This window comes from Furfurilactobacillus curtus, assembly GCF_054657915.1.
In genome coordinates this window covers 39587-51858 of record NZ_BAAHXU010000001.1, presented here as the reverse complement: position 1 = coordinate 51858, position 12272 = coordinate 39587, and the positions used below count along the sequence as shown (strand labels likewise).

The following is a 12272-nucleotide window of genomic DNA, read 5'->3' as shown; positions in this document are numbered from 1 at the left end:
GCATGAGTTTATACAACTTGCATGGACTGAGAGGAAACCTTATGTCTGAACACACACGCGCTGATCGACACCTTGTGGCTCCATTGACGAAAATTCCATGGGCCCTGGTAGGAATTTTTATGCTGGCACAAAATATAATCTGGTGGAGCTATCCAATCCATTATGGGCGCATAACAGGGGCAACTTTTCAGCTTAATCAACTCCTCTTATTGGCGTTTAGCTTGACCATGAGTTTAACGAGTTTCTTAATGTTTCAAGCTAATTTTCGTTCATTGTGGGCCCACGTCCCCATTTTGATTGGCTTGCTATTAGCTTGGTCAGGAATTATTCGGGGAAACTTCGAAATTCTTATCATGCTGCTGATGTTAGCTGGTTTCTGGTTGGTAGTCGAACAACGTTGGTTGAATCTTCAAAATGTGTGGGGGCTAATTATTTACGGCGTTTTAACCACTTTTCCGCTCAGTGCAGCAATTTTTTTCTTTCAAAATCGGTATCTGTCACCGACTTTTTTACTGAATTTATTGCCGCTGCTGGGGTGTCAATTATTTTTCACGGCGCCAATCTTTGAATCAGCTAGTTCGCGACAGTCGCGAACTGCACTGTTAACCGGTGGTCTTTTAATTTTAATTATCCTTGCCTTGCGCCGCAGTCTTTTAGGTGTTTTAGCAATTGGCATGGTGATTTTGACCTACTTTTTTATGATCAATTTCACTAACTTAAAGTCACAGTATCGAGCGTCTGCCTACTTGTTGTTTGAACTGATCGCTTATTTGTTGCTTGTGTTTGCTTAATAACTATTGCATCGGTGGTTAAAGCTAAAGACCGTTATTAATCCAGGAACCAGAAAATGGAGTATCAGTCAATGTATGTGCTGACTGATACCCCATTTCTGGTTCTTTTTGGCTTAAACTTGCTTATTTAAATGAGTTTTTAAGTATTTTCCTGTAACGCTGGCACCGGTAGCCGCAATTTTTTCAGGCGTCCCGGCAGCCACCACTTGTCCGCCATGATTCCCGCCGGCTGGTCCCATATCGATAACATAGTCTGCATTGGCGATAACGTCCAAATCATGTTCAATCACAATCACGGTCGCGCCGTCAGCAATTAATTGATCGAATACCTCAAGTAACTGGCGGATATCCAAGGGGTGCAGTCCCACAGATGGTTCATCAAATACATATAACGTCCCCGTCTGTCGCTGGCCCATTTTAGCAACTAATTTCAGCCGTTGTGCCTCGCCACCAGACAATGTTGGCGTGCTTTCGCCCAATTGTAGATATCCTAGGCCCATTTCATGCAAAGCATTTAATGTTTTAGCGATATTTGGCTCATCCTTAAAAACTTCACGCGCGTCATCAACGGACAAGGCTAATACCTCAGCCACATTCAAGCCGTGCCATTTAATCGCCAGTGTTTCTGGGTTATAACGTTGCCCGTGACAGATTGGGCAAACCTCTTCGATATCCGGCAAAAATTGCACATCCATGCTAATCGTGCCGGTACCATGACATTGTGGACAAGCACCATCATTTAAATTGTATGAAAAGTGACTAGCCGACCATTCCTGACGTTGAGCTTCTTTGGTATTAGCAAATAAATTACGAACGACATCCAAAATATTTGTGTATGTCGCAACTGTCGAACGAATATTCTTACCAACCGGTACAGAATCAACTTTAATCACGTGTCGTAGCTTGGCTCGATCTAATTTACTGACATATTTGGGCAATGGATCATGCGCGACTTGCGCTTGAATAGCTGGTATTAGGCTATCTAATACTAATGTCGTCTTTCCCGCACCCGACATTCCGGAAACAACGGATAAACGATTTTTAGGGAAATGAGCAACCACATGCTTTAAATTAAACCGCTGCGAAACAGCTACCGTCAAATTGCCTTTCTTAAACAATTGGGCTTCGGGAATCACTTGCCGTTGTCGAATGGGGGTCGTGCCATTCAAAAATGGTGCAATGAGTGAGCTCTCATCGTGTTCAATTTGGGCAACTGTCCCCTGATTGATCACCTGACCACCGGCGCGACCAGCGCCCGGACCAATTTCAAGGACATAGTCGGCTGCACCAATAATTCGCGTGTCATGATCGACGACAACCAGTGAATTTCCTTGCGCAATTAATTGATGAAATACCTCGATCAATCCCGTTACATTAGCTGGATGTAGCCCGACTGATGGTTCATCGAGCACATATAAAACGCCCGTTGTTTCACTACGAAGGGTTCGTCCTAACTGAATTCGTTGTAATTCACCAGTAGATAATGTGTTTCCTGCCCGATCTAAGGTCAAATAGTTAAGACCTAAGTCCTTAAGTGGCGCCAAACTGTTCAAAAATTCTTTGACGAGGTCATGCCCTAGGTGCCGCATGTCTTCTGGCAACCATGTTTCGATCTGATTAGCAAAGTGCGTCAACTGATCCAAATCCATCTGACTCGCTGTCGCAATATTAGTCTCAACCATTAATTGATCTAAAAGCACAGGATTAAAGCGTGTCCCTTGACAGGTTGGACAGGTATCAAACTCGTAGAACCGATTCAACCGTTGAATTGCCCGTTCGTTGTTGGTCGTGGCTAGTGAATCTGCGACGGCATTATACGCGTTCTCGTAGACAGCGTTGTCCATATGGAAAATTTTTCCACTGCGGCTGGGAATATTGATTGCGTATGTGGCCTTTTGCCCATGCAACACCAATTGCTTTTCACGTTCAGTCAAATCCTTGTAGGGAACATCAATTCGAATCCCCACTGCTTCCGCAACAATGGGCATAAAGTTGCGCCCTGGTAAATGCCAAGCGTTAACTGCACCTTGGCGAATCGTTTTTGTTTCATCCCCAATTAATCGATCGACTGCGATTTGCCGAACTTCGCCAAGTCCGCCACACGTTGGACACGCACCTGCCGAATTAAATGCAAAATCTTCCGCACCTCGAGCACGAAAATGAATCCCACATGTGGGACAATCTACCCAACCATCATTTTCCGCGACAGCTAATGTTGGTGACATTCGATGTCCATTGGGACAGACCATCGAACCAAGCCGGGAAAACATCAAACGTAATACGTTAAGGCTTTCACTCATTGTACCAACGGTCGACCGCACACCGGGAACCTGTGGGCGTTGCCGTAATGCTAAAGCTGAGGGCAAATATTGCACGGAATCTACCATAGCTGCACTAACTTGGCTAATCCGCCGCCGGGTATAGGTTGATAATGCATTCAAATATCGTCTGGCGCCTTCTGCGTATAAAACCCCCATTGCTAACGAAGACTTGCCTGAGCCAGAACGGCCGGTAATGGCGACAAAAGCATTGAGTGGAATATCAACACTAACGTTCTTCAAATTATTCACACGGGCACCACGCACTTCAATATTGTCCGGAATCGTGTCTTTATGTTGAACTACCATGACTGCCTCCTGATAAAGCATGCCCTACGCTTTTGTTTTAAACGCACAATTATTTTGATGATCATCAACTAAGCCGCTAGCTTGCATAAACGCATAAACTGCCACTGGCCCCATAAAACTGAACCCGCGACGTTTCAAGTCTTTGGATATTTTCACTGATAACTCCGTTTGCGCCGGTGTCATACTTGCTTCCGGCACATCGTTAATCATTGGTTGTCCATTGACAAAATGCCACCAGTAACGGTCAAAACAACCAAATTCTTGTTGAACTCGTAAAAATGCTTGGGCATTGGTCACGGTTGCGGCTAACTTGGCACGATTGCGAATGATCCGAGCATCGTTTAACAAGGGTTCCCAATCTTGAGCCGTCATCGATGCCACTGTTTTCACGTCATAAGCATTGAAATCTTCATTAAAAGCGGCGCGTTTGTTTAATACGGTTCGCCAAGATAGACCGGCTTGATACATTTCCATACACATCAATTCAAATAGCGCATGGTCATTATGATGTGGGCACCCCCACTCTTTATCATGATAAGCCTGCATTAATGGCGAACTGGTCGCCCACTGACAACGCTGCATAGTTGCCTCCCATGAAATTGTTTAAGCCCATTATACTTGTTTCACTTTGATGAAGGGTAATCCTAAACCTAACCGTTAGTTTGAAAAATGATTAAAGTTAAGATGAGAGCATATTTGTTGCCGTTTTTTTGAGAAGGGTTGATCACGTTATTTCTGTGGGGACTATGCTGGTTGTTTGCTGGATTAACTCTGATCAATGGTGGGCGTATTTACAGAAGTTATGCGATCCTTGACTCATCTTGGGATTGGTGACTGCAGTTGTCCATTAATTACAACCGTGCTGTGTTCAAAATATCGTCAAACAAAAAGGTGATTCTTGCTCAATCGTAGAACAAGGACCACCTTTTATGACTAGATATGTTAACGTCCGTTTCGCCAAATTAAGTAACCGTTGACGATCGCAAGCACGACCACCTGTGCTGTATCGATCGCTAACATGTTTTGAATCGCCGTGTTAAAAGTGGTTCGTTTATCCTGTTTGGCAAGGAAAATCCGCACGTGTTTAATGACCAGTGGAATCAAGCCAAAAATGACGATCATCAGCCACGGTAGCCAACCGATCAAAATACTAATCAAAACACAAGCCAAAGCTGCCCCCGGAACATATGGATAAGCTTTTAAAGCTCGGCGTTTGCCTAGATAGTAAGGTAACGTATATCGCTGGTTGCGTTGGTCCTGCTCCAAATCACAAATGTTATCCGCAAACATAATGCCACTATCTAGTAATAGGAAGGATGCACCAACAACAAATAATTGCAAAATCACGGCCAAATTAAACGAGATCAAGACATCCCATCCGTGAAAAAACATCGCCATCGGCAACTGATCAGTCATGTTGACATAAGCAGCAATAAAAATTGTCCCAAATCCTTCACAGGTACCACTAAGAATCTCGCCTAATGGCATTCTTGATAGCGGAATTGGCCCAGCCGTATACGTAATTGCAACTAAAATTGCTAAGCCACCGATGAATAAAAGAATTAAATTCGTCCGAATAACTAGCAGTAACCCCATAGCACAAGCCAAAACTAAAAAGAACATCATTAACGCCATGATCCGACGCGGATTCAAATGCTCTCGTCCGAGAATGTTATCTCGATCTCGGTAAGCCAAGTCTTTGGCTTTGTAATAATCTTGAACATTGTTAAAGCCGGTCACAAATAAGGCAATACTCATTTGCCCGATAAAATAAATGAGACTATTGAGCCAGTTAAATTCATTGAAAGCATAATAAGCGTATAGTGTGCCGAATAAGAAAGGCAGCAAACTTGCCGCTTTTGCCGGTAAGCGAATCAGTTCTAAAAATAAGGGCCACGTTAATTTTTGATACGTTGTTGTATTTGTCATTTATTTCACCACTAGTCCAAGGATTAAGCCAACTAATAAACTGCTATTCACCCACACCAGATTACTAATTGACGTTTTAAAAGTCTTTGTTTTACTTTGTTCAGTTGCAAAAAGCCGATTGTTATAAATTGCGATCGGCACGGACAAAAAGATCAGGCTTGCCGACCACGGAACTAGTCTTAATGCCATTCCGATAATGATACCAAAATACCCAATAGCAATTAGCCCATGATATAGTCGCAAACTTGTTGGTACTCCCAAATAGCTCGGTAACGTATGCCGCTTATTTTTCGCATCCTCGGCTAAATCAGATAAATTATTCGCTAACATCACATTAGCAATGGTGCCAATAGATGGCAGACATACCAAACCTAACCCCAGCAATTGCCATATATTAACCATTAGCAACGCGCCTGGCCAGTGCAAAGTTAAGCTGATCAGTTGCTGATCAGCCACATTAATGTAAACGGCAATAAATGGAATGAGCAGGCCCATCGTGATCCCAGAAAATATTTCACCCAGTGGCAGTCGTGATAACGGCATTGGTCCCATCGTATAGCTGAGGCCAATGGCAAAGCACAAGGCTCCAATAAGCAATAAGAATAAATCTGTTCGCCATACTAGCCAAATACCTAATCCACTTGCCGCCCCAACCATTAAAATGCTCAACCAACTCACTGTTCTGATCGACAAATGTTCACGGCCAATGACATTAACTTTTTCTCGATAGGCACGGCTGCGCGCCTTTTGATAATCCATCAGATTATTGATGGCAGTGGTCGCCATATCAAACAGGCTCATGGCGACGAAAAAAATTATGGTATTTAACCAACTCAATTGGTGATACTGGACGGTTGCAAAGCTAATTCCTATTAAAAAAGGCAATAGACTCGCGAATTTAGTACGCAGTTCAACCAATTGAGTAAAACCCTTGGGGTTCATCCCCCGCCCCCCTCATTCATAAAACAGCGTGTCATTATTCAAAACATTTCTGTAAATAGCTTAGCGAAAAAAATGACTTTTGCCTAGTTCTGCATCAATAGTATCTGAAATAATTCACAAATCAATTCAGCGTCATTTATACAAAATTGGTTAGTTTTAACTTAATTTCACAAAATCATCATTAGATAAATCAACTTCAATTCATGGTTAATTTTCATAATATCGCTATATCAGTTTAAGAAAACGCTTACACAATATGTTAATTCGATTACAAAACCGTAATTTGGCCAATATTACTCGTGAAGGTATAGACAATTAACGTTTGTAAACGCTATAATTGTCGTATTGTTTATGCACTTATTTACTTATTGTAAGGGGAGTTGTTGATAAATGGCTCAGAAAAATATTGTTGTCATTGGTGCAGGTTATGCCGGCGTCTATGCAACGAAGCACCTAGCCAAGCACTACAAACGTAACAAAGATGTGCAAATCACTTTGATTGATAAGCACTCCTATTTCACCTACATGACCGAGTTGCACGAAATTGCTGCCGATCGTGTCGAACCAACTGCCATTCAACACGACTTACAACGGCTATTCTGTCGGCGTAAGAACGTGAAGATTGTCACTGATACGGTTAAGTCGATTAACCGCACAGACAAAAAAGTGGTCACCGAACACGGCTCTTATGCTTACGATGATGTCATTCTTGGCATTGGTGCTACGTCTAACGACTTTGGCACCCCTGGGGTGGCGGAACATGGCTTCACTTTGAGTTCGTGGGAACAAGCTGTTGCGTTGAAAGAACATATTCAGCGCACTGTCTACGCCGGTTCCATTGAACATGATCCAGAAAAGCGTAAGTCCTTGCTTTCTTTTGTTGTAGTTGGCTCGGGTTTTACTGGAACCGAAACCATTGGTGAATTACAAGACTGGCGTGAGACGTTAGCCGACGAATACAAGCTTGATCCAAATGAGCTTTAATTTACCATGATGGAAATGGCACCAACGATCATGAACATGCTTGATCGTAAAGATGCAGATAAAGCAGAACGCTACTTAGTCAAAAAAGGCGTTAAGATCATGAAGAACACGGGTGTTGTTGGTGTTCATCAAGATCACGTTGATTTAAAGGACGGTTCTACCTTCCCAACCAGTACTTTGATTTGGACGGCAGGAGTTAAAGCGAGCGACGATGCTGGTCTCTTCGGTCTTGAACAAGGTCGTGCAGGTCGGATCAAGGTTAACAAGTACACGCAAACTGAAACAGATCCTCACGTTTACGTTGTTGGTGATGTCTCAATCGTTGATGGCGAAAATGATGGCAAAGGTCAACCACAAATTGTTCAAGCAGCTGAACAAACAGCGGCGGCAGCGGTTGCCAACATCATTAACACAGAAGAAAGCAAGCCATTAGTGCCATTTAAGCCTAACTACTCTGGATTCATGGTGTCTTTGGGTTCAAAGTATGGGGTTGCCAACTTGATGGGTAGTATCCACTTATCCAACTTCTGGGCTATTTTAATGAAGCACTTAGTTAACATGCTGTACTTCATGCAAATTTACTCTGGATATTACTTATTCCAGTACACCATGCACGAATTCTTCCGGACTCGCCATAATCGCAACCTATTCCGTGGTCACATTTCTCGCCAGGGTAACGTATTATGGACAGTGCCAGGCCGTCTTTGGCTCGGTGCTATGTGGCTCGTTGATATTTGGCCAAAGATTCATGGGGACAGTTCTTGGTTCTTACCAAAACTGCGTTTACCATTCGATTGGTTGAAGCCTGTTGCTAAAGCCGCTACCTCTGGCGCAAGTGAAGCAACTAAGGCGGCCGCAACTTCGGCCGCTAGCGGTGCAAAAGAAGCAGCAACTACTACGGCTAATCCAACGATGTTCTCCTTGTCTTATGACTATGGTCACGATCCAAAAATGGTCTTCGAAAAGATGCCTCATTGGTTCTACAACATCACTAAAGCATCAGTTCCTAACCAACAGATGGCTTTCTTCATGCAGAAGTTTATGACGATTGTTGAAATTGGTATTGGGGTTTGTCTGATTCTTGGCCTATTCACCTGGCTGATGTCAGCTGCCTCAGCAGCATTAGTCGTTGTCTTCTGTCTCAGTGGCATGTTCTACTGGGTTAACATGTGGATCTTTATCCTCGCCATTGCATGTATGAATGGTTCAGGTCGCGCCTTCGGGTTAGACAAGTGGGTCATTCCTTACCTGCAACGACTATTTGGCAAGTGGCGTTATGGCACACCGAAGTCCTTATACGGGACTAATGTAGTTAAATAAAACGACAATTGTCAGTGGTAGAGTTCTAGGGTAGACTTACCCCGGGACTCTATTTTCTTAGTTAGTAGGTGGGATAAAATGAAGGCAGCTAATCCATTCAAACGTTATTTCAGCATGATCCGACCGTTTGACGTTATTATCGTCGGCCTGCTCGTTGTGGCTTCATTTATTCCCCTAATGATTTTTACCAATAATCAACGTCAAGCTGCTCAAGCGCGACAGAATACCAAGGCAACTGAAATTTTCACGGCGGTTATCTCTCACGATGGACACGTTGTTAAACGAATTAACCTCACTGACCATCATGGGATAACCCGTTTCCATTACGCGGATCACGGTGATTATAATGACGTCGTCGCAACCGATCATGCCATCAAAATTGTTGACGCCAATTGTCAAGATCAGGTCTGTGTTCATCACAGCGCGATCAATCGCCCCGGTCAAACAATTGTGTGTCTACCACATAAACTTTTGGTTGAAATCAAAAGTTCCAATGGTGCCACTCATAGTAATTCGACTGGAGGTCTGGTAAAGCCATGACACCATCAACTGCCCCATCCAGAACACGACAAATGATTTATATTGCCCTCTTATGTGCGCAAGGTGTAATTATCGGTTTACTGGAGCGAGCCATCCCCTTTCCATTTGCCTTTGCCCCCGGTGCAAAACTAGGTCTAGCAAATATCATCACCCTAGTTTCACTATTTACCATGCCAATTAGTGATAGTTTCTTATTGGTCTGGATGCGCTTGCTCTTAACGACGCTATTGGGTGGCACCTTGTCCACCTTCTTGTATAGTGCCACTGGGTCATTGCTGGCTTGGCTGGGCATGCTCATCATTAAGCAGCTAGGCGAGCGGCGCGTTAGTATGATTGGTATCTCAGCTAGCGGAGGAATTTTGTTCAATGTCGGACAATTAGCGGTCGCTAGTTTAATCGCTCAAAGCTGGACCGTCATGCTTTACCTCCCCATTCTCTCCTTTATCGGGATTCTCGCTGGAATTGCGGTGGGCATCACCGCTAATTTCTTATTCGAGCACGTCGACACTTTGGCGCGACTGCGTTACGATTATCAACAACATCTTGAGAGGAACCAACTTTAATGAAAATCCATCCAATGTGGCACGAATACCCAATCGTGGCGAATGAATTAACGCAGGTACTTAACCTCATCGAAAAAAATATTACCACCGATAATCGACCGGTGGCAGATGCCATTCTCGACCTGATTAATGCAGGCGGAAAATTGTTACGGCCGGCATATTGTTTATTATTCTCTCAATTTCATGAAACGGACCGACATAAAATGGTTGCCTTAGCCGCTGCCATGGAAACGTTGCATACAGCAACCCTGATTCATGACGACATTATTGATGACTCGGATTTGCGTCGCGGCCAAGAATCTTTGCAAGCTCAATTCGGCAAAGATACCGCAGTATATGCTGGCGACTACTTATTTGTTGTCTGCTTTAAACTGTTGGCCAACTACGCGAGTGACTTGCGCAGTGTCCAACAAGATGGACGACACATGGAAGCTATTTTAAACGGCGAATTAGATCAAATGGCTGCTCGTTATAATTTAGACATGACGATTAAGCAGTATATCAAACAAGTCAGTGGTAAGACAGGCCACCTATTCGCCCTAAGTTCACTACTGGGCGCCTACGAGTCTGGCTCATCACGTTTATTTGCCAAAAACGCGGAAACAATTGGGTTAAACGTCGGCATCGCCTTTCAGCTGTTGGACGATATTTTAGATTATTCAACGACGAGTGAACGCTTTGGGAAGCCCGTTCAAAATGATATGCGCGAAGGTGTCTATTCTGCGCCTTTAATCTTGGCTATGCGACAAGATCCAGCTGTCTTCGCACCATATTTAAGTAAAAAAGCCGCTATGACTGATACGGATACCCAAGCTGTCGCTAGTCTAGTTAATGAATACCACGGTGTAGCGCTCGCTCGTGAACTCGCTGAAGGCTATACTGATAAAGCTTTGAAGGCCATCAATAAGTTGCCCAATCTGCCAGCGCAACGAGCCCTAGAAGACTTAACTGCTTCCCTCCTCAATCGCCAGGCTTAACCAACGGAGGGTTGCAATGGGAAATGCATTAATTTTAGGTCGTTATATACCAGGTAATAGCATTCTTCATCGTTTAGATCCACGAAACAAATTGTTAATCGCTTTTTATTTCATCGGCCTTACTTTCTTTGCGAATAACTGGAGCACAAACGGACTCTTATTCATCCTGATCGGTGTTGGTGTTTGGTTGGCCAAATTACCAATTCGCTTTTTTCTCAGTGGTCTGCGTCCCCTACTGTGGCTCATTTTATTTACTGTGCTGATGCAGCTCATTTTTACACGTGGTGGCCATGTTTTTTGGCAATGGGGATGGTTGTCCATCTCTGAGGTAGGACTCGTTAACGGTGCAGTCGTCTTTTGTCGGTTTGTTTTAATCATCTTTATCTCAACCTTGCTCACCTTAACGACGCCACCTTTAGCCCTGGCAGATGGCATTGCTGCCCTGATTAAACCGTTGCGGTGGCTTCACTTTCCAGTCGATGAAGTTGCTTTAATGTTAGGCTTAGCACTACGGTTCGTGCCCACTTTGATGGATGAAACAACCCGAATTATGGACGCTCAGCGCTCGCGAGGCGTTGACTTTGGGGCTGGCAACCTCTTTCAGCAAATGAAAGCTTTAGTGCCTTTACTTATTCCGCAATTTGTCAGCAGTTTCAAACGTGCTGACGAGTTAGGAACGGCCATGGAAGCCCGAGGTTATCAAGGCCCTAGTCAGCGTAGCCATTACCGCATATTACAGTTTCATTGGGCTGACGCTGCCTTGGTTTGTCTAATGCTTGGCTTTACGCTCATCTTTATAGCAGTTCGGCAGTTTAACTAAATAGACGGTTCATTGGCCAACTCATAACTGTAGCTTACACATCACCGCTATAGTTATGAGCTGGCTATTTTTTGACAAATTTGCGGTTTGACGCAATAAATCAACCACTTCAATATTGCTTAAGGTACAATAAGATTAATCATTTCAATGGGAGTCTTCGTTATGAAAAAAATAATCCTATTAGGTACTATTTTAATCGGTTCTGGGTTGTTAACTGCCTGCGGTCAAGATGCGGCCCCTTCTTCAAAACCAACCACTGCAGATACGGCTCGCTCATCGTCTAAAGCGGCGTCAGCTAGACGTAAACAAGCTTCATTGGAGTCTTCTGCAAAAGCTAATTCGCTGTCCTTAGATCGAGAATCGTCGCGATCTAAGGCTAAAAGCGCTGCAAGTCAGTCAATAGCTGATGCAAATGCTGCGGCCCAAGCAAGCGCCGATGCACAAGCACAAGCTGATCAACAGGCACAGGATCAACAAGATACGGCAGACGAACAAGGCAGTACGGCTGCCGGAACCAGTAACGCTTCCAGCTCTGCAGTGAATAGCACTACACCAAGCTACAGTGGCGGCTACTCGGGAACTCGCGCTAGTCAGCGTCCAACTTGGTCCCCTCAACGCCCCACTTATACCCCTTCATCGCCAGTACAACAGCCAACCATCGCAAATGGTAGTGGTGCTGGTACTACCGATAGTGTTTCTGGTGCGCTGGCGCCCGACACTGCCGGCGAATAAAGTTTCGGAAATCAAATTAAAAAACACCCATCCTATTCATGTTAAAT

The 12272-nt window shown here is 44.1% G+C and carries 9 protein-coding genes and 2 pseudogenes; 7 read left to right on the top strand and 4 right to left on the bottom strand.

Annotation, left to right across the window (positions count from 1 at the left end):
- Nucleotides 1-41: 41 nt before the first annotated feature.
- A complete protein-coding gene (locus ACYQ0Y_RS00400) occupies nucleotides 42-791 on the top strand; it encodes a hypothetical protein (protein ID WP_407881987.1) in 750 nt (249 codons plus the stop codon).
- Nucleotides 792-904: 113 nt separating this feature from the next.
- Here ACYQ0Y_RS00400 and ACYQ0Y_RS00395 read toward each other — a convergent pair whose 3' ends face one another.
- From ACYQ0Y_RS00395 to ACYQ0Y_RS00380, 4 genes are all read right to left on the bottom strand, one after another.
- Nucleotides 905-3418 (bottom strand): excinuclease ABC subunit UvrA, encoded by a 2514-nt coding sequence (locus ACYQ0Y_RS00395; RefSeq protein WP_407881986.1) that lies wholly within the window; start codon nucleotides 3416-3418, stop codon nucleotides 905-907.
- A gap of 24 nt (nucleotides 3419-3442) precedes the next feature.
- Nucleotides 3443-4000, bottom strand: a complete 558-nt coding sequence (locus tag ACYQ0Y_RS00390) for a DNA-3-methyladenine glycosylase I (RefSeq protein WP_407881985.1) — start codon at nucleotides 3998-4000, stop codon at nucleotides 3443-3445.
- A 360-nt stretch (nucleotides 4001-4360) separates the two neighbouring features.
- Nucleotides 4361-5347 carry a prenyltransferase gene (locus ACYQ0Y_RS00385; RefSeq protein WP_407881983.1) on the bottom strand — a complete coding sequence of 329 codons (987 nt, stop codon included), beginning with the start codon at nucleotides 5345-5347 and terminating at the stop codon, nucleotides 4361-4363.
- Complete coding sequence (locus ACYQ0Y_RS00380; RefSeq protein WP_407881981.1) at nucleotides 5348-6289, bottom strand: 1,4-dihydroxy-2-naphthoate polyprenyltransferase; 942 nt, start codon at nucleotides 6287-6289, stop codon at nucleotides 5348-5350.
- A gap of 390 nt (nucleotides 6290-6679) precedes the next feature.
- On the opposite strand from ACYQ0Y_RS00380, the pseudogene ACYQ0Y_RS00375 reads away from it, so the two are divergent.
- The 6 genes and pseudogenes from ACYQ0Y_RS00375 to ACYQ0Y_RS00350 all read left to right on the top strand — a co-directional run bounded on the left by ACYQ0Y_RS00375 (nucleotide 6680) and on the right by ACYQ0Y_RS00350 (nucleotide 12225).
- A pseudogene (locus tag ACYQ0Y_RS00375) lies at nucleotides 6680-8593 on the top strand (FAD-dependent oxidoreductase).
- A 78-nt stretch (nucleotides 8594-8671) separates the two neighbouring features.
- The gene (locus ACYQ0Y_RS00370; RefSeq protein WP_407881979.1) at nucleotides 8672-9133 is read left to right on the top strand and encodes a NusG domain II-containing protein; all 462 of its coding nucleotides are present in this window, start codon (nucleotides 8672-8674) and stop codon (nucleotides 9131-9133) included.
- Nucleotides 9130-9742: pseudogene (locus tag ACYQ0Y_RS00365) on the top strand (Gx transporter family protein). The gene ACYQ0Y_RS00370 and the pseudogene ACYQ0Y_RS00365 overlap by 4 nt, the downstream one beginning before the upstream one ends.
- Nucleotides 9696-10673 (top strand): polyprenyl synthetase family protein, encoded by a 978-nt coding sequence (locus tag ACYQ0Y_RS00360; RefSeq protein ID WP_407881977.1) that lies wholly within the window; start codon nucleotides 9696-9698, stop codon nucleotides 10671-10673. Before ACYQ0Y_RS00365 ends, ACYQ0Y_RS00360 begins: the two are co-directional and overlap by 47 nt.
- A 16-nt stretch (nucleotides 10674-10689) precedes the next feature.
- Nucleotides 10690-11493, top strand: coding sequence for an energy-coupling factor transporter transmembrane component T family protein (locus ACYQ0Y_RS00355; RefSeq protein ID WP_407881975.1), 804 nt, complete (start codon nucleotides 10690-10692; stop codon nucleotides 11491-11493).
- A 162-nt stretch (nucleotides 11494-11655) separates the two neighbouring features.
- Nucleotides 11656-12225 (top strand): hypothetical protein, encoded by a 570-nt coding sequence (locus ACYQ0Y_RS00350; RefSeq protein ID WP_407881974.1) that lies wholly within the window; start codon nucleotides 11656-11658, stop codon nucleotides 12223-12225.
- Nucleotides 12226-12272: the final 47 nt, after the last annotated feature.

Bases quoted from the DNA above. Each gene is read 5' to 3' on its own strand.
- ACYQ0Y_RS00400 (WP_407881987.1), top strand. From the start codon at position 42: ATGTCTGAACACACACGCGCTGATCGACACCTTGTGGCTCCATTGACG.
- ACYQ0Y_RS00395 (WP_407881986.1), bottom strand. From the start codon at position 3,418: ATGGTAGTTCAACATAAAGACACGATTCCGGACAATATTGAAGTGCGT.
- ACYQ0Y_RS00390 (WP_407881985.1), bottom strand. From the start codon at position 4,000: ATGCAGCGTTGTCAGTGGGCGACCAGTTCGCCATTAATGCAGGCTTAT.
- ACYQ0Y_RS00385 (WP_407881983.1), bottom strand. From the start codon at position 5,347: ATGACAAATACAACAACGTATCAAAAATTAACGTGGCCCTTATTTTTA.
- ACYQ0Y_RS00380 (WP_407881981.1), bottom strand. From the start codon at position 6,289: ATGAACCCCAAGGGTTTTACTCAATTGGTTGAACTGCGTACTAAATTC.
- ACYQ0Y_RS00370 (WP_407881979.1), top strand. From the start codon at position 8,672: ATGAAGGCAGCTAATCCATTCAAACGTTATTTCAGCATGATCCGACCG.
- ACYQ0Y_RS00360 (WP_407881977.1), top strand. From the start codon at position 9,696: ATGAAAATCCATCCAATGTGGCACGAATACCCAATCGTGGCGAATGAA.
- ACYQ0Y_RS00355 (WP_407881975.1), top strand. From the start codon at position 10,690: ATGGGAAATGCATTAATTTTAGGTCGTTATATACCAGGTAATAGCATT.
- ACYQ0Y_RS00350 (WP_407881974.1), top strand. From the start codon at position 11,656: ATGAAAAAAATAATCCTATTAGGTACTATTTTAATCGGTTCTGGGTTG.